14 protein-coding genes and 1 pseudogene are annotated in these 18408 nt (G+C 56.8%); 11 read left to right on the top strand and 4 right to left on the bottom strand.

The genetic code is table 11. From position 1 onward, the window contains the following. Window positions 1-234: 234 nt before the first annotated feature. Window positions 235-1302 carry an L-glyceraldehyde 3-phosphate reductase gene (mgrA, locus tag AVO44_RS20290; RefSeq protein WP_082677605.1) on the bottom strand — a complete coding sequence of 356 codons (1068 nt, stop codon included), beginning with the start codon at window positions 1300-1302 and terminating at the stop codon, window positions 235-237. 277 nt (window positions 1303-1579) lie between these two features. Here mgrA and AVO44_RS21430 point away from each other — a divergent pair, with 277 nt between their 5' ends. After that, window positions 1580-1864, top strand: coding sequence for a hypothetical protein (locus tag AVO44_RS21430; RefSeq protein ID WP_068341245.1), 285 nt, complete (start codon window positions 1580-1582; stop codon window positions 1862-1864). A gap of 24 nt (window positions 1865-1888) precedes the next feature. Here the strand turns inward: AVO44_RS21430 and AVO44_RS21425 are convergent, their stop codons facing one another. Continuing rightward, a complete protein-coding gene (locus AVO44_RS21425; protein ID WP_068341242.1) occupies window positions 1889-2086 on the bottom strand; it encodes a hypothetical protein in 198 nt (65 codons plus the stop codon). Here AVO44_RS21425 and AVO44_RS20275 point away from each other — a divergent pair. From AVO44_RS20275 to AVO44_RS20230, 10 genes are all read left to right on the top strand, one after another. Continuing rightward, entirely contained in the window at window positions 2085-2402 is a 318-nt protein-coding gene (locus AVO44_RS20275) for a hypothetical protein (protein WP_068341240.1), read from the top strand. The genes AVO44_RS21425 and AVO44_RS20275 overlap by 2 nt on opposite strands. 94 nt (window positions 2403-2496) lie before the next feature. Continuing rightward, window positions 2497-2991 carry a DUF411 domain-containing protein gene (locus AVO44_RS20270; protein ID WP_068341237.1) on the top strand — a complete coding sequence of 165 codons (495 nt, stop codon included), beginning with the start codon at window positions 2497-2499 and terminating at the stop codon, window positions 2989-2991. Further along, the gene (locus AVO44_RS20265; RefSeq protein ID WP_068341235.1) at window positions 2988-3452 is read left to right on the top strand and encodes a c-type cytochrome; all 465 of its coding nucleotides are present in this window, start codon (window positions 2988-2990) and stop codon (window positions 3450-3452) included. Before AVO44_RS20270 ends, AVO44_RS20265 begins: the two co-directional genes overlap by 4 nt. Then, the gene (locus tag AVO44_RS20260; protein ID WP_068341232.1) at window positions 3449-3793 is read left to right on the top strand and encodes a copper resistance CopC family protein; all 345 of its coding nucleotides are present in this window, start codon (window positions 3449-3451) and stop codon (window positions 3791-3793) included. The genes AVO44_RS20265 and AVO44_RS20260 overlap by 4 nt, the downstream gene beginning before the upstream one ends. Before the next feature lie 12 nt (window positions 3794-3805). After that, window positions 3806-4684, top strand: a complete 879-nt coding sequence (locus tag AVO44_RS20255) for a copper resistance D family protein (RefSeq protein ID WP_068341229.1) — start codon at window positions 3806-3808, stop codon at window positions 4682-4684. Window positions 4685-4697: 13 nt separating this feature from the next. Then, window positions 4698-6125 carry a multicopper oxidase family protein gene (locus AVO44_RS20250; protein ID WP_068341227.1) on the top strand — a complete coding sequence of 476 codons (1428 nt, stop codon included), beginning with the start codon at window positions 4698-4700 and terminating at the stop codon, window positions 6123-6125. Between the two features lie 484 nt (window positions 6126-6609). Further along, window positions 6610-6975, top strand: coding sequence for an IS6 family transposase (locus AVO44_RS20245; RefSeq protein WP_068341255.1), 366 nt, complete (start codon window positions 6610-6612; stop codon window positions 6973-6975). Window positions 6976-7115: 140 nt separating this feature from the next. Then, a complete protein-coding gene (locus tag AVO44_RS20240; protein WP_068341224.1) occupies window positions 7116-15068 on the top strand; it encodes a GAF domain-containing protein in 7953 nt (2650 codons plus the stop codon). Beyond that, the gene (locus AVO44_RS20235) at window positions 15065-15409 is read left to right on the top strand and encodes an Hpt domain-containing protein (RefSeq protein WP_233422045.1); all 345 of its coding nucleotides are present in this window, start codon (window positions 15065-15067) and stop codon (window positions 15407-15409) included. Before AVO44_RS20240 ends, AVO44_RS20235 begins: the two co-directional genes overlap by 4 nt. After that, window positions 15402-16433, top strand: coding sequence for an adenylate/guanylate cyclase domain-containing protein (locus tag AVO44_RS20230; RefSeq protein ID WP_068341221.1), 1032 nt, complete (start codon window positions 15402-15404; stop codon window positions 16431-16433). Before AVO44_RS20235 ends, AVO44_RS20230 begins: the two co-directional genes overlap by 8 nt. 130 nt (window positions 16434-16563) lie before the next feature. On the opposite strand, the pseudogene AVO44_RS21660 reads toward AVO44_RS20230, so the two are convergent. Beyond that, window positions 16564-16704 (bottom strand): annotated as a pseudogene (locus tag AVO44_RS21660) (IS5/IS1182 family transposase); the annotation flags it as partial. 137 nt (window positions 16705-16841) lie between these two features. Continuing rightward, window positions 16842-17822: a glycosyltransferase family 2 protein gene (locus AVO44_RS20225; protein WP_082677604.1), complete on the bottom strand. Its 981-nt coding sequence runs from the start codon at window positions 17820-17822 to the stop codon at window positions 16842-16844. Window positions 17823-18408: the final 586 nt, after the last annotated feature.

The raw sequence follows: 18408 nt of genomic DNA, 5'->3' as shown, positions 1-18408 counted from the left end.
CAATCGTCAGGCAGACGCGCCCATCTACAAAATCTCTGTGCCCCAATCAGTGCCCAGCGAACGCCACCAGCGCCAATACCGCGAGAGCGGTTTCGTCCTCGTCCGCAACTCGGACTTAGTCGCCCTTGAAGCCAACGTCCGGTTCTGCCGTAAGCCGACATAGAGGTGTCAAAGCGGAAATGACATGCTATTGTGCAAAAAGCCTGCTCGCACCAAAAAACGTCGACATCACTGCTACTCAGTTTCGGAGGATCGCGCCCATAAATTGATGTCCTCTTCCGAACTGACCTCATCAATCCTTGAGAGTTCCGCGTCGGTAAATTCCATATTGTCGACTGCACCGACGCAATCCACGATTTGCTCGGGTCGCGAAGCGCCAATAAGCGCAGTCGTTACCCGACCGCCTTTCAAGACCCAAGCGAGCGCCATCTGTGCCAATGATTGACCGCGCGACGCCGCTATGTCGTTTAGAGCCCGGACACTCGCCAGTGAACGTTCGTTGATCATGCCGTCCAAGAGCGACTTTCCTTGGGTCGCCCGACTGCCTGCAGGAATTTCGTTCAAATACTTCGATGTCAAAATACCCTGTGCAAGAGGCGTAAACGCAATAGATCCGACGCCCATTTCATCGAGCGTGTCCAACAGCCCGTCGTGTTCAACCCAGCGGTTGAGCAGGTTGTAGGAAGGCTGATGGATCAGGCACGGTGTGCCTAGGTCATTCAAGATGGCAAGCGCTTCGCGTGTTCTTTGCGAGTTGTAGCTTGAAATCCCGACGTAAAGTGCGCGTCCGGAGCGCACGATATAGTCCAAGGCTCCCATAGTCTCTTCCAGTGGGGTATCCGGATCAAAACGGTGGGAATAAAAGATATCTGCGTAGTCGAGCCCCATCCGCTTGAGCGACTGGTCACATGAGGCCACGAGATATTTCCGTGATCCCCACTCCCCGTAAGGGCCTGGCCACATGTCGTAACCGGCCTTGGTAGATATGATGAGTTCGTCTCGATAGCCTGCGAAATCAGTTTTCAGAATTTCGCCGAATGCCTCTTCCGCCGATCCCGGGGGCGGGCCATAGTTATTTGCCAAATCAAAGTGCGTTATACCCAGGTCAAAAGCAGTCCGGCAAAGATCGCGCTTTGTTTGGTGCGGCGTATCCTCACCGAAGTTGTGCCATAGCCCAAGGCTTATCGCTGGTAGCTTTATGCCAGACCGACCGCAACGGCGATAGACCATTTGCTCATAGCGATCAGGATTGGGAGAATAGGGGCGCGGTCGGGGCTTCGGTGGGCGTTGAACTTTGCTCATCTGTCCATAATCCTAGATCATCACTCCGTGTCAATTCAATGAGATAGTAATCAGCCATCGGCGAAGCCTGCTGAAATCACTTCCAACGAATAGAAGCTGCGTCTACAGAGCAGACATTTGTCGCGATTGAACAAATGACCGGGCCGAGCCCTAGGTGGCCTTTTACGCACTGAACGAACACATCAAGTGGCTAAGCCCCTTGGTCTGGACCGTTTGTAGATGCACTGACACCCAATCCTCCAACACTAGGGGCAGTTCGCAGAAACACAAAACGCACATGCACACGCAAATGCACGGCGGTGCCGGATTGAAGGAACCGGGCCAATGCACATTTGGGGCCTTGGCAGAGGTTGTGCGTGTTCTTGAGGCGGAACCGGAAACGGATAGGACAAAAGTCGATTTGTCTGGGTTATGCGAACACTTCGTTGACATGGACAGGCTTTTAATCGGATCGATCGTTACCGAGACCTCACTGCTAGACGGGCTTCGTGTATCGGTCACGGGCGATGCAGAGACGCTTGCTTCATTGAGACGGATGGTACCGGCACATGCTGGCCAGTAGGCGCGCGATTATCGCTGGGCCGTTTCAGTGCAGGAAAGCAAACAGGGCGTTGAACTGACGGTAACCAGCGAAGACACAGCCGTCGTCGCGCGGATTAAACGACTCGGTTTCTTCGGCTTGATGGCGAGAGGCCAAGATGCGCACGCACACTGGTACCTGACAGTCACGCTCCATTGTTGTTGCTTGCAATCGATAGCTCGCGCTGGGTAAATTGGTACCCATGCGCTTTTTTCGCCTATTAATGATCCTGTCGGTCTTTTTCTCCATCGCTCATACCAATGCGATGGCGGGCGCGCATGGGCTTATGGAAAACGAGCTTCACGTGAGTGTGCCAGATACACACTCCAGTGCACACGAGCATTGCTGCACGGATCACAATGACAACTCTCCGGATTGCCATATTTTTGCGGGTCTCCTTCCTGCTCCGGCAGACGGCGAGCCATTGCCGGAAGTCTCGTCGGATATTTCCGCCGAAAATGGCATTGTGCCGGATGGTGTTGAACTCGCAGGACCTCTCGATCCACCGCGAAGCGCCTGATGCAGCTACGCCCCAAGCGGGCGTATTCCCCAATTCTTGGATTGCATCACGACGGGTAAAGCCCTGTCGTTCTTATTCCGTGAGGAACACGACTATGATTAAAACTAGCAGAACACTCGGACGTGCGGCAGTTGGTGTACTGATGCTGAGCTTCTTAACTATGACTTGGACCGGGTATACCCACGCAGACGACACCACAGCCCTGACAGATTATGGGAAGATGCACGTTGTCAAAAGCCCGACGTGCGGTTGTTGCGGCGCTTGGGTTTCGCTGGCCCGCGAAGAAGGATTTGAAGTTGAAGTGACCGACACGGCGGATGTGACCAGCGCCAAGCTGGAAGGTGGTGTCCCCGGAAACATGTGGGCATGTCACACCGCTACCATCGACGGATATGTAGTCGAAGGGCATGTTCCGTTTGAAGCCATTCGCAAACTGCTGTCCGAGCGCCCGAACGTTAAAGGTATCGCCGTGCCCGGCATGCCGTACGGCTCACCTGGCATGGGGACTGATCCAAGTGTACGGTATGATGTTTTTGCGTTCGGCGGAGAAGCCTCTGACAATCAGGTTTACTACAGTGTAGGTCAATGAGCGTGAAGCGGGCGCTGATATCTGGCGCGGTATTTCTGATCGGTGCCGCGCTCGTCTATTTCGCCACCGGGCTTTCAAACGCTGGTGGCGTTGTCCTCAAACCTAATGATGCATCCGTCGTTAGTCATGGAGCGGAGGTTTATGAACAAAATTGCGCGTCGTGCCACGGTTCCAATCTCGAAGGCGAGGAAGGCTGGCAAGGTCTTGACGAAGATGGCCGCCTGCGGGCGCCGCCGCATGATGCCACCGGACATACATGGCACCATGATGGTGAATTGCTGTTTCGCCTGACCAAGTATGGTCCGGCAGAAGTAATTGGTGACCCAAGCTACGCGACCAATATGCCAGCGTATGAGGGCATACTCTCGGACGACGAAATCATCGCCGTTCTGAGCTATATCAAGTCAACCTGGCCGCCGCACATTCGGGCGCGCCATGATGAAATGGAGGAAAGGCGATGAGACTAAAATCAACGGCAATCGCCGCACTGCTTTTGCTGCCAACCAGCGTGTTTGGTCATTCAAAAGCAGAGCAAACCACGCCGGGCAACAACACGACGGTCGAGACCGTAGAGATGATTGAAATTCGGTTTGACGATCCGATGCGCGTAACAGCCATATCACTGAAAGGTCCGAATGGCGATGTTGCTATCGTGCGGGAGACCGGCCTCGATCCGGTGACCGAGTTCCGTGCGACGCCGGAAAGCGCAATGGGTGCAGGTGTCTATCAGTTCGATTGGCGCGGGCTGGCGGCGGATGGACACCCCATGCAGGGATCGTTCAGCTTTACGGTCGCCGAGTGAGGTAGGCTGATCGTGACGGGCTTGGCTCCAATAGATGCATGGGCAATCGCCGCCATACTTGCGAAGGCACTGGAGTATGGCACCGCGTTGCTGGCACTTGGTGGGCCGCTGTTCATTGTGACATTCCGGGAGGCGCACAAGGACGTGCTGCGTGTTGCCCGCAGCATCGCAATCGCAGCGGCTTTTCTCTGTGTCGCGCTCATCGCTTTGCGCTTTGGTATTCGGTCCGCGCGTATTTCCGGCATGGGCATGGATGGCATGACCGACACGATGATGCTGGGGTTGATCTGGGAAAGCCCGCTTGGATCGGCAGCGGTTCTGAGAGGCCTTGGCACCTTGCTCGTTCTGGCAATCGCTCTTGGCGGCAATGTTGCTTCTCTCATCGCTTTGATTGGGTCTGTTTTGATCGCGGTCTCGTACACGCAAGTCGGCCATTCGCTCAGTGATCCGCGTTGGTTGCTTGTCGGGTTGTTGTCAGTCCATCTACTGACTGCCGGTTTTTGGATTGCGGCTTTGGCACCTCTTCATCAAGCGGCACGGTTGGAATTTGCGGGCATTCTCTTGCACCGTTTTGGTGTCGTAGCGAGCGGGACCGTCCCGGCTCTCGTGATTGTTGGGTTAACATTCGCGTGGTTGATGACGGGATCAGTGAATGGGTTGTTCTCCACCGCCTACGGTTGGACACTTCTGACTAAGATGATCTTCTTTTCCGGTTTGCTGAGCCTTGCTGCTCTGAACAAGTTGAAGCTCGTTCCGACACTAGAAAATGGCGACGAACATGCCGCGTCCAAGTTGCGCCGTTCAATTAAGATTGAGGGCTTCTTCGTCCTCTTGATACTGATTTCGACAGCAACACTTACTTCTGTAACCACTCCGCCTGTGAACCTTTAAGAAGAGTAGGCTTATGACATCGCTTTCACGTCGCTCGTTTGTAACTGGTCTTTCCGCTCTTGGAGCAGCTCCCTTGCTACCGAAGCACAGCCATGCCGACGGAACTCAGGCGGTCCTTCGGGCAACGACATCAACGGCGCAACTCACCCCCGAAGGATTTCCACGAACGGATGTATGGGCCTATGCTCAAAAGGGTGCGGGATCAGTTCCAGGACCTGAGATACGCGTGAAAGCAGGCGAACGGGTGACGCGGAGGCTTCTGAACGAACTGCCGCAATCTACAGCGGTGCACTGGCATGGTATCCGGATCGACAATGCGATGGACGGGGCGGCACCATTGACCCAAGATCCCGTGCCGACCGGTGGTACATTCGATTATGATTTTGTTTGTCCAGACCCGGGGACGTATTGGTATCACTCCCACAACCGAAGCCGGGAGCAGGTCGCACGTGGACTTGCCGGACCACTAATCGTGGAAGATGTTGAGCCATGGCTGGGCCTGCCCGGTGCAGCAACCCGTGAACTTACGCTGGTGCTTGATGATTGGCTACTTAACGAAGATGGATCAATTGTCGAAGGTAGATGGGACGATCTCCATGCAGCGGCTCATGCGGGAAGGATGGGTAACACAGGGACGGTAAACGGACAGTCATTCCCAGGGTTCTCTCTTCGCCCTGCTGAGCGTGTGCGCCTGAGGATGATCAATGTCGCAACCGACCGGATCATGCCAATCAGCTTACCTGGCCTGTCCTCGACCCTCGTCGCTTTGGACGGTCATCCTGTTGCACCGCGCAAGCTCGAAGTTTTGGAATTGGCGCCAGCACAGCGGGCCGATATCGTCGTTGATGCACCGGTGACATCCACAGAAATGACCAATCTCGTGGTCGACACTGGGAGAGGAAATCAGGTGGAGTTTGCCTCTTTCAATATTGAGGGCGAACCGGTGCAGCGTTCAGGAGAAGATGTCAGACCATTGCCATCATGGAAAACGCTGCCAACACTTGACCTCGCGACTGCGCAGAACCAGCCCCTGCTGATGGAAGGAGGCGCCATGCGGGGCATGGTTGAAGCCACATATCAGGGCGAGAAAATGGATTTTCGCGAACTGACATCTCGCGGCATGGCATGGGCATTCAACGGGGTCGCCCACGGCATGGGCGAACCAATGTTTGAAGCACGCCTTGGTCGAACGGTGCGCATGGAGGTGACCAATCGCTCGGCCTTCCCGCACGGCATACACGTCCACGGGCACCACTTCACTGTTTTGTCGCGCAACAGCGTACCCGATCCCCACAAAGACGTGCGCGATACGGTCCTCATACAGGCGGACGAAACGGTGGAGATTGCATTCGTCGCGGATAATCCTGGCAAATGGATGATCCACTGCCATATGCTGTCGCATCAGGCGAGTGGGATGATGGGATGGTTCAAAGTCAATTAATTCGAACGACGGTTTTGTCCCGCAACTCTGCCTTTCAGCAGATTTCTGCGAACGTCCGCTGCCGTTCTTAATGCAGACCTTCAGGCGAAAAATTCTCGGAATGACCACCAACAATGATCGCTATCCGTTCCTAAGCAATCATCTGACTGAAAGACTCAGATGGCTGCCTTGAGCCCGTACCGGAAGTGCCGTTTGGCCGCCTTTTCGCGGATGCAACAAATCCGCCAAATCAATTAGCAGCATGGCGTGAAGAAAAAAAGAACGTCATTCAGCGCGAAACGACCTATTTTTGAAGGACCGAGTTGAGGAATAAACGGCCGATAAAGTACTGATGACCAGATAGGCGCTACACGTCTTGGCAAATGCCGCGGCAATCATGTCGCTCAACCCGGTTCTAATTACTCTGGGCACAGCTTTGATCCTTGGGGGGCATGTCAGAGGAACTAGGGTTGAGGCGGGCAGGGCGGTTGCGTAGTTTTTGCCTATAATCAGGCCCGCCTCTTTCAAATACTTTAAAACCAGTCCCGAGATCATCTGCCTTGCGGTGATGCTGTACATCCGCTTCCCGCTCTCGCTTCGAAATGTCGAAGATCTGCTGCACGAGCGAGGCATGGACGTGAGCCACGAAACTATCTGCTATTGGTGGAACAGGTTTGGCCCGATGTTTGCGCCGGAGATCAGAAAGAAGCGTGTTCAGCAACTGCGCGCGATGCAGCGTTTCAGGCGCATGCGAAGTTTACAGAAGTTCGCCTCCGTCCATTCCTCCGTATACAACCACTTCAACAAGGAAAGATCGCTGACCAGCAGAGGTACTTTCAAGTTGCCACGCACCGCCGCTCTTACTGAGTAGCGTCAGCTTTGTTCCGGATAGGTTCTCGGGTTTGGCGTCAAACTGAGACTTGTTCGAATTCGTCTGACAGTACCTATCTGGCCATGTCTACGTGTCATAGACTAAACTATCACGAAAACGCGATAACGTGGGATGCTTGATTGCCGGAATTCGTCGACAACGCAAAAATCGATAGCTCGCTGGCGCAAGCCCGGGCGCGGGAAGCTGCGCTGTTGGACGTGCTGTCGCTCATGCATCAGGCGGCAGGCGATGTGCAGCCGGTACTCGATGCTGTGGCCCGGCACGCAGCGGAGTTGTGCGATGCATCCTTTTGCAATATGTGGCGGCTTGAGGGAAACGTCATTCATCACGCCGCGATCTACGGGTTTCCACGCGAAGAGCTTGAAGACTACTTGTCCGCGTTTCCCGCGCCAGTGACGCCGAACTCGGCAACCGGGATGGTCTATGACAGCGGCGCTCCTGTGCATCTTAAGCATGTCGGAAATACTGATTACCGGGATAAAAAGCTCGCACAAACCTATGGGTTCAAAGATGTTATTGGGGTTCCAGTTCCGGCAGAGGACGGGATGTGGGGCGTCATTGTGTTGGGGCTGCGTGAGGCATTCGAGACGGCGGATGAACAGATCGCGCTTGTGCAGGCCTTTGCCGAGCAGGCCAGCGTCGCTATTCAGAACGCGGCGATGTTTCGCGAAACGCAGGCCGCTCTGGCGCAGCAAAGCGCGAGCGCGGAAATTCTGCGGCTCGTCAGCAATGCGCCGGGCGATCTGCAACCTGTGTTCGACGCGATTGTGGAGAAGACCGCGGAGCTATGCGATGCGAGCTTCGTAATACTCGATCAGGTCGGGGATGCCGGCATACTGCATCGCGCGGCGCACGGGTTGGCGTCAAATCTGGCACAGGAGCTGAGCGATCACTATCCGGTGCCGCCCGATGATCTGACCCATCCCTCGGTTCAGGTTGTGCAGTCCAAAGACCTCATCGACGTCGAGGATTGCCGCGATGAGACCTATTACAACGCTAATTTCGCCCAAAAAACCGGCCTGAGTCGCCTGATTGGCGTGCCCATTTTCAACGGTGGGCAAGTTTGGGGTGTCATACTGGTTGCGTGGCCCAGCACGGCCGAGCGGCCGCGCGCTCAGGTGGAACTCATTCAAAGTTTCGCCGATCAGGCCGCAATTGCAATCGAGAACACACGGCTTTTCACCGAAACTCAAGAGGCGCTCGAGCGGCAGAAAACCACATCGAGTATCCTGCGGGCGATCAGTCAGTCGCCCACCGACGTCCAGCCGGTGATCGACACGATTGTGCGCAGCGCGGTAGAGATGATTGGCTGCGAGATGGCCATTTTCCACCTGCGCGAGGGTGACAATTACTATCCGGCTTCGGGCGCGGTACGGGGCGGTGTGATGATCACCGAAAAGGTTCGCGAAGGCGCGGCCAAGCTCGCCTCGCGCTTCACCGCAGGCGGTCTGCCGCTCATGCCGCTTGAGCCTGAACAGAACTTTCCGTCGCGCGCCATGACCACAGGCGAGACGCAGCATATTATCGACTGGGTCAATTACGATCTTCCGCCCCACGAGGTCGCTCGCGGCAAGCAGCTTGGGCTCTCTTGTGCCATCTATATCCCGCTGGTGCAGAACGGCGTCTGTCTCGGCTCTCTTGCGCTGGGGTCCAAAACGGCGCTGGAATTTTCCGCGGCCGAGATTGCACTTGCACAGTCTTATTGCGATCAGGCCATTATCGCCCTGTGTAACACGCAGCTTTTCGTCGAAACACAGGAAGCGCTGGAATACCAGACCGCGACGTCCGAAGTGCTGGGGGTCATCTCGCGCTCTCCAAATGAGCTTGAGCCGGTGCTGGAGTCGATCCTCACTGTCGCGTCGCGGATCTGCACGCCGGAATACGCCTTCTTTGCCATGCGCGATCCAGATGACGGACTCTACCGGATCGCAACGTCGAACAACGTCTCGCAGGAGTTCACCGTGTTCCTGCAGGCCAACCCAATCCCGCCAGAGGAAGGCTCCTGCATCGGGCGCGCGGCGCTGCACGGCAAGACGGTTTATGTCGCCGACACCGCGACCGATGAAAGCTACACGTGGAAGCAGGCTGCCGACGTCGGCATGTACCTGACGACGCTGGGCGTGCCGCTGGTGCAAGACGGGTTGGTGGTCGGTGTGATCGTTATGGCCCATAGCAAAGCGCACGCGTTCAGCACCAAGCAGATTGCGCTTTTGGAGACGTTTGCATCGCAAGCAGTGATCGCACTCAGCAATGCGCGACTGTTCGACGAGTTACAGCAGCGCACGGCGGAAGTCGAGGAGGCGCTGGTGCGCGAGCAGGCCAGTGCGGAGCTCTTGCAAGTCATCAACGAGGCTACATCAGATCTTCAGCCCGTCTTTGATTTGCTGGTGAAAAAGGCCGCAGAGCTTTGCCAGGCGACCTTCTGTGTTCTGGATCACTTTGACGGCGAGACCTACAGCGTCCGGGCGCAGTACGGGTTTGATGCGGAAATTGACGAGCTTGCAGAAGGCTACGCGTCCAACAGACCGGAAGGTCATGTCGGGTATCGGGTGATGCAAACTGGAAAGCCTTTTTTTGTCGAGGATGCACAAAACGACCCCCTCATGGCCAACGCGTTTGCAAAGCGTCTGGGCTACCGGCACACGCGGGGTGTTCCTGTCCGGGTCAATGGAAAGGTAGAATATGCGATCGTGATGGGCTGGCCCCACACAGGCTCGCCACCGCCTGCACAAGTCGAACTTGTGCAGACGTTCGCCAATCAGGCCAGTATCGCCATAGAGAACGCACGCCTGTTGCAGGAAACGAAAGAACGTACGGCGGAGGTCGAAGAAGCGCTTGAATACCAGACTGCGACCGCGGAAGTTCTCGGGGTGATTTCCCGCTCGCCGAACGAGGTGCGGCCTGTGCTGCAGGCAATCTTGCGCGTGGCAAAGCGGCTCTGCGCGCCGAAGGGCGGTTATGTGGCCTTGAAGAACGCAGAGACGGGCAATTTTGAAGTTGTCGAGGTCATTGACGCACCCGACGATATTGTTGAGATCCTGAAAGCAAATCCCATCGTGCCTGGCCAGAACACTGTCACTGGCCGCGTCGCTGGAACGGGCGAACGGGTATATGTCGCCGACACTCTCGCGGACCCGACATACGAATGGAGCGGACCCGCGCGGCAGGGCAATTATCTCTCCGCGCTCGGGGTGCCGCTGATCAAGAACGGCGAGACGATCGGTACCATCACCATGGCCCACGATCAGGTCAACGGTTTCTCAGAAAAGCAGATTGGATTGATGGAGACCTTCGCCGCGCAGGCCGTGATCGCCATCGGCAACGCCCGGCTCTTTGACGAGGTCCAGCAGCGCACTGCGGAGGTCGAAGAGGCGCTGGAGCAGCAGAAAGCCAGCGCGGAAATCCTTGGCGTCATCAGCCAGTCTGTCGAGGACACTCAGCCCGTGTTCGAAAAAATCCTCGACAGCTGCCGCAATCTCTTTGGCGGTGAGGAACTGGATGTTCTGCTGATAGACGATAATGGGCTCTTGCAGGTCGCGGCCTATATCGGAAACTTCGAAGAAGAGCTTTTGCAGACCTTCCCTGCGCCATGGGAGATCACACCGGCGGGCGACGCGATCCGCACCCGGCGTGTGGCAAACTTTGCCGATTGCGCGAACAACCCGGACGTGCCGAAAGTGCTGCGCGAGATGGCTCGGATCGCCTCCTATCACTCGGTCGCTTTCGCGCCAATGATCTGGGAGGGTAAAGGGATCGGTGTCGTGGGTGTGGCGCGCTCGGCGAAGCCCTTCACGGACAAAGAGCTCGGCATTATGCAGGGCTTTGCCGATCAGGCCGTTATTGCAATTCAGAACGCGCGGCTCTTCCGCGAGACCAACCAGGCGCTTGAGCAGCAGACTGCCACCGCGGATATCCTGGAGGTCATCTCCAATTCGGTCGAGGACGCAAAGCCCGTATTTTCCAAAATCCTCGACAGTTGCCAAAAGCTCATCCCCTGCGACGATCTTGCGGTGCTTACGCTCGAAGCCGACGGTTTGGTGCATATCGGGGAAATCCGCGGTCCTTATGGGACACGGCAAGGCGCCGACTATCAACCATCGCCCCCGTCTCGGACGCTGCTTGATGCCGTCTCGGACCAGCCGCGCGTCTGTTATGTGCCCGACGCCGTTAACGGTGACGACGTGCATCCGGTCGTCAAACGCATGGGCGAAAAGAATGGAAACTTCGCCACGATCCTTGCGCCGATGCTGTGGAAAGGTCAGATTATTGGGCTCATAAGCCTCGCTCGCAGTCATGACGATCCGACCTCGCCCAGTGTGTTTACGCAGCGCGAAATGGACCTGCTGGAAAGCTTCGCTGACCAAGCAGTGATCGCGATCCAGAACGCGCGGATGTTCAATGAAACCCAAACAGCACTGGTTCGCCAAACTGCCAGTGCCGAGATCCTGCGCGTGGTCAGCGAGGCTCAGGATGATCTCACGCCGGTCTTCGAGGCGATTCTGAGACGGGCCGCCGACCTCTGCGACGCGCCCATGGCCAGCATGAACCTCGTCGAAGAACAGAAGACCCATTCGCGGCTTGTTGCCCATTGGGGCGAGGAGATCGAATTCCTGAAAGTGGGAGAGACACGCTGGAACCTGGCCTCGGGTCTCAACACGACGGAGTCGATTGTCCAGATGCGCCCCATGCACGTTGAAGACGTGCTTGAGACCGAAGCCTATAAGAACGATGACCCTGCTATCATAGCGGCCAAGGCAGAAAACATTCGCACCTTCCTTGCCATTCCGATGGTCCACAAAGGCAAGGGGATCGGGAACATCGCTCTCTACCGGCGGGAGGTGAAACCCTTCGCCGCCACGGACATCGCGCTCGTTGAGAGCTTCGCCGATCAGGCGGTGATCGCGGTGGAGAACGCGAAGCTCGTCAACGAGACCAAAGCCGCGCTGGCAAGGCAAACCGCCAGCGCCAATGTGCTTCGGGTGATCAGTGAAAGCCCCACAGATGTGCAACCCGTCTTTGAGGAAATCGTCACCTCTGGCGTCTCTTTGATCGACTGCGATGTCGTTCAGGCCATGCAATCGGACGGCACCTATGGGTGGCAAACCACAGTCGCCACGCCCGAGGGGCTCTCTGCGAACGTGGCGGAGGTGCGGTTCCCGCTTGATGCCACGGAGAGCCTGCTTCCAATGGCGATGCGCAAAGGGGAGCTGGTGCACATTCCAGACTGGAGTACAGCTGAGCTTGGCCCGGCAGATATCGTTTTGCGCGACAAACACGGATATCGATCCTCGCTCTTTGTGCCTATGATGCGAGGGCAGACCTGTCTTGGTGGCTTCACGTTTTTCCGCACGACCAAGCGCGCGTTCTCGGAAGAAGAGATTGCAATGGCCCGGTCCTTTAGCGACCAGGCGGTGATTGCCCTCGAAAACGTTCGACTCTTCAGCGAGACCCAAACCGCGCTCGCGCGGCAGATCGCCAGTGCCGATATTCTTAAGGTCATCAGCCAGTCACCGGACGATACGACGCCGGTGTTTGAGGCCATCGTGCGGTCTGGGGTGCGGCTTATGGGTTGCGATGGGGCAGTTATCCTGAAGCGCGAGGGAGATTTTGTCCGACCCGCAGCCGGGGCCCGGCCCTCAGGTCCTGCAGACGACCTGGTCAAGCGCGCGATACCCATCAAGCCGGATCGGAACTACCCTTCGCGTGTCATGCTTACAAAAGAGTATCTGCACATCCCCGATGGCTCACAGGTCGATCTGATCGGTCACGAGCCGGAAACATGGGAAAGATTTGGTCTCAAGACTGCGCTCTATCTACCGCTCTTGCGCGAAGGCGAGGCGGTGGGGGTTTTAATTTTCACACGGACCAAAGCGGCCCAGGCCTTTACTGACGACGAGATTGAGCTTGCACAAAGCTTCTGCGATCAGGCGGTGATCGCGATCGAGAATGTGCGGCTATTCAACGAAACGCAGTCTTCACTCGCCCGGCAAACAGCAAGCGCCGAAATTCTGCGTGTGATCAGCCAGTCACCGGACGATTTGCAGCCCGTCTTCGATCGCATCACCGAAAGCGCAACCGATGTGTGTAACGCCAAGTTCTGCATGCTCTGGCGCTATGAAGACGGGCTTGTTCATCATCGCTCCGCCAGCGGATTTTCCGAGGACTTCATGCGGGTATACCTACGCCGTTACCCAGCGCCGCCAAGCGAGAACTCCATTGCCGGAGAGGTCATCGCGACTGGCCAGCGGCACCACATCGTCGATGCGCAAGACCCCGCGCTCTATTTTGACCATGAAACCGCCCGGCTTCACGGCTACCGGCATATCATCGGCGTTCCGGTCCGCACCGGCGGGGGGCTCTGGGGTGTTTTGGTCGTGGCCTGGGCGGACGGGGTCATGCCCAGCACGTCCGATTTCGACCAGCTCGAAGCTTTTGCCGATCAAGCCGCCATTGCAATCGAGAACGTGCGCCTGTTCCGCGAAGCGCAGGAGGCGCGGGAGGAAGCCGAGCAGGCCAACGAGGCCAAAAGCGCCTTCCTTGCCACCATGAGCCACGAAATCCGCACGCCGATGAATGCAGTGATCGGTATGAGCGGGCTTTTGATGGACACTCCGCTGAACAACGAACAAAAGGATTACGCGCGGACGATCCGGGATAGTGGCGACGCGCTCTTGGGCATTATCAACGAAATCCTTGACTTCTCGAAGATCGAAGCCGGGCAGATGGAGGTCGAAACGCACCCGTTCGATCTGCGGGAGTGCATCGAAAGTGCGCTTGAGTTGATGGCTGGTCGCGCGGCGAAAAAGCAGCTCGATATTGCCTACCTGATGGACGATGCCGTGCCTGCCGCGATCAGTACCGACCTCACCAAGCTGCGGCAGATTCTGCTCAATCTGATCTCGAACGCCGTGAAGTTTACCGATTCTGGCGAGGTTGTGCTCTCTGTTACCGCCACGCCGCAAGAGGACGGGTACGTCTCGGTCGAGTTTGCCGTTCGCGACACCGGGATCGGTCTCACCGAACAGGGCATGGGCCGTTTGTTCCAATCCTTCAGTCAGGCCGACAGCTCCACCACCCGCAAATATGGTGGCACCGGGCTCGGCCTTGCGATCTCGAAACGTTTGGCGGAATTGATGGGTGGGACGATGACCGCCGAAAGCGAAGGGGTAGGGAAGGGATCGACCTTCCGCTTCTCGGTACTGGCAAAGCCTGCGACACTGCCGAAAACCGAAATGCGCAACCTCACCGGCCCGCAAAACGAGCTTGTCGGCAAGCGCCTGCTGTTGGTCGATGACAACGAGACCAATCTCAAGATTCTGTCGCTGCAAACCGAGAAATGGGGTACGCACACCGTGGCCTTCGACACGCCCGCGGCTGGGTTGAAAGCGGTTGAGCGAGGCGAGCCCTTCGATCTTGCCATTCTCGATATGCACATGCCCGACATGGACGGGACTGCGCTGGCCACAGCGATCCGCAAGGTGCGCCCGGACCTGCCGCTTGTTCTGTTCAGTTCGCTGGGTGTGCGGGACGTGAAATCCGAGGAAGGGCTTTTTACCGCGTTCCTCTCCAAACCCCTCAAGCAATCGCACCTGTTCGATACGCTCATCAGCATCTTTGCGCCCAAGGCGCGCCGCAAGCCGCGACGCCGGGTCTCATCGGCCAAGAAAAGCACCGAGCCAAAACTGGGAGAACAGCATCCGCTGCGCATACTTCTCGCAGAGGACAATCTTGTGAATCAAAAGTTGGCGACACGTCTCCTGGAACAAATGGGCTATCGCTGCGATGTGGCCAGCAACGGAGTCGAAGCGCTCGAAAGTCTCGTCCGGCAGACCTATGACGTCGTTTTGATGGACGTGCAGATGCCTGAGATGGACGGGCTCGAAGCCTCGCGCCGCATCAACGCCGCGTCTTTTGATGACCGCCCCCGGATTGTTGCGATGACCGCCAACGCCATGCAGGGCGACCGGGAAATGTGTCTGGCCGCCGGGATGGATGACTACATTGCCAAACCCATTCGCGTCGAGCGCCTTGTCGAGGCGCTCAAACAGGTTCCGCAGAGAAAGAAGAAATGACCATGGCCGATCTGCCACTAGATGCCGACATCTTTGACACGTTGCAGGACACGATGGGTGAGGGCTTCGTCGAAGACCTCGTGAACACGTTTCTCGAAGAAGCGCCCGGGTTGATCAAAGAGATGAAGGCGGCGATGGTCGTCGGCGATGCCGACAAGTTCCGGCGCGGCGCGCACTCGCTGAAATCGAATGCAAATGTGTTCGGGGCGACTGATCTGGCGAAACAGGCCAGGCAACTGGAACTGGGCGGTCTCAACTCGGATAATGGGCCCCAGATCGAAGCGCTCGAGGACCGCTACGCTGAAGCCAGCGCCGCCCTGATCGAGTGGCGTGATGGCTGAGACCGGGCAACGACTTCTGATCGTCGATGATAATAAGGTCAATCGGCTTCTACTGTCCCGAAGCGTCGAGATGCTCGGCCACCACGCCGAGATTGCGGAAAACGGACGGCTGGCGATGGCGCGTCTCAACAAAGAGGCGTTCGATCTGCTTCTTCTCGATATCGAGATGCCGGAGATGGACGGGTTCGAGGTTCTCGAAGCGCTCAAGGCCGATCTGGCGCTGCGCGACCTGCCGGTAATCGTGACCTCGTCCGTAGAGGGATTGGAAAACATAGTGCGCTGCATCGAACTCGGCGCAGAAGACTATTTACCCAAACCGGTGAACAAGACCTTGCTCGAGGCCCGGATCAATTCCTGTCTGGAGAAAAAACGGCTACGCGACGAGCAAAGACGTTTGCTGCAACGCTTCGCAACGCGTGAGGTGGCACAGGACCTCGCCGAGCAGGGCTTTTCGATTGGCGGGCGGCGCGTCGAGGCGTCCATCCTCTTTTGCGATATCCGTGGCTTCACGGCCTTAAGCGAGGCGCAGACTCCCGAGGAGAGCATTGAGTTTCTAAACGCCTACTATACGCTGATGTTCGACGCGATCGCAAACCATGGCGGGATCGTAACGCTCATGATCGGGGACGGGCTTATGGCGGTGTTCGGAGCACCGCAAGCGCTTGAAAATACGGCGGTCTCTGCGGTTTCTGCCGCACAAGACATGTTTGCGATGATGGCGGATTTTAATTCCGAACGTATCGCGGCCGGCGCGCCCGCCATCCGGATTGGGGCTGGTATCGCGACTGGTGAAGTCGTCGCTGGCTATGCCGGGACCGAGGCGCGCGCGAGCTATACCTGCATTGGCAGAACGGTGAACCTCGCAGCGCGGCTTGAGGCGCACACAAAGGCGATTGGCTGCGAGCTATTGATTGATGAGACCACGAAGAATGGCCTTGGTGCAACGCTGGAGTCGAGGTTGATTCAAGGCGTTGAGTTCACAGGTTTTTCCGAGGTCATGGATGTTTATTCGATAGCCACATAGTACCACGCTGACTAAGCTGCTTTTGTCAACTGACCGTCGCCTCGCGTTATTTCGCAAAAAAGGGTGACCGATCATACCGTACGCCGCTGGGATCAAATCCAACATTCGCCGCGTCGCTGAAGCTCGGTTATCGACCACGCTTGCCTGTCGGTGGTGGTCGCCATGTCATCCCCGGATCAAACCAGATCGAAAACGATCCGCACCGCTTCTACGCTTCATTGAAAGCCGACCAGTTCTTGGTCTTGTGCTTCGTAGGGGCCCATCTGCTCATGCCATCCAGCTATCTTACTGGATTCACGAAGTGAATCCCTCAACCGAATTGTGCAATAAGGCCCCGTCGACCATAAAACCCATGACACCCACGACTGCAAAACGGGCAATCTGTGTCAAAGAGTGTGGCGCTGGCACCTAGCGGCTCCGGACCGGTGGTGTCTGTAGGTAGTGCAGTCGCTTCATCTCGCGTCGCCCCAAGGTCACCGTCCCCAGAATGAGGCCTGCCATCGTGGAGAGGACTGCAATCACCATGATTGAAGCTGCGAGCACCGCAGTGGGCAATCTCGGCACAAGTCCCGTTTCAAGGAACTCGGCCACCACTGGCCAACCTACAACAACCGCCAGCACCGCGAGCAGCCCGCCGAGCCCAGCAAAAAAAGCAGTCGGGCGCTCCTCTTTGACGAGGCTTACGATCATTCTCAAAATGCGGAAGCCGTCACGGAAAGTCGAAAGCTTGCTATTGGATCCCGGTAGCCGGTCAACATAGGCTGTATCGACATCGGCGATGGGCATGCGCAATTCAAGTGCGTGAACGGTCAGTTCCGTTTCGATCTCAAATCCGCGCGATAGTGCCGGAAAGCTTTTCACGAAGCGTCTTGAGAAAACGCGATAGCCCGACAACATATCGCGTGTTCGCCGACCAAAAACGGATGTGACCAGACCGGTAAGAACCTTATTGCCCAACACGTGGCCTGGTCGGTAAGCCTCTCGGATTTCCGTCACGCGGCATCCGGTGACCATGTCAAGCGTGCCGTCAACCAAGGTTGAGATCAGTCGAGGTGCAGCGGCTGCTTCGTACGTGTTATCGCCATCGACCAGAACATAGATGTCTGCGTCAATGTCTGCGAACATGCGGCGTACCACGTTGCCCTTACCTTGCTGTGGCTCAGTGCATACGATGGCGCCCGCCTCTTCTGCGACTTCTTTGGTGCGATCGGTGGAGTTGTTATCACATACGTAAATCCGGGCATCGGGCAGGCTGTCCCGAAAGCCGCGTACGACGTGTTCGATTGATTTTTCCTCATTGTAACACGGCACCAAAACAGCAACGGACGCCACGGGGTGGCGGCGAGCGTCACGGTCAGATGCTGTATGGAGCTGGTCTTTCGTGGACATGATAAAAAGGCTCTCACTTTACTTGTTACTTGAACAACCCGTGCGTCGGGAATTGTACATTGCGACGCAGAAAAGACCATTGAAGCCAGCCGGATCAGGTATTTCGCAGGCCGGCGGTTTCCGTTTCGGTTATAATGGTTTTCCCCGTCTGGAATTGTACACGGTTCCCTGAGGCATTGGGCGCTGAAATGTCACAATATTTCTCACGACTGCGGCGCAAGGCGTGCGAGATCGCGGACGGGTTACTGTCCTAGAGGGTTCAAACCCGAACTCCTGACCGATTGGCCGACAGAGGATCGTGGCTTGATTGTTCCCGTCGATCAGCTTCCGCGAGCAATGCAGCAAGGGATGGGCGACACTTGGCGCAAGCGGCAAGCTGGTCGCGAAGCCCTAGGTATGGAATAGTCCTAGCATTCCCACGCCCTTCCCGTTCAAATTGTGCGAAGTGCGGGTAAACTCATTTCGATCATTGTTGTGTGACTGCTTCGTCTAAGGTTTGTGGCTGCTGTCAGCGTGAGCTGCAGCGGCGATAAATCTGACAAGGAGGAAAGCGCGGGCAGATTTCGGTGCTATGGGGATTGTGGCT

This window comes from Ruegeria profundi (assembly GCF_001507545.1).
Classification (GTDB): domain Bacteria; phylum Pseudomonadota; class Alphaproteobacteria; order Rhodobacterales; family Rhodobacteraceae; genus Ruegeria; species Ruegeria profundi.
Note: the sequence above shows the minus strand (reverse complement) of the source record. Positions and strands in the feature narration are given on the sequence as shown.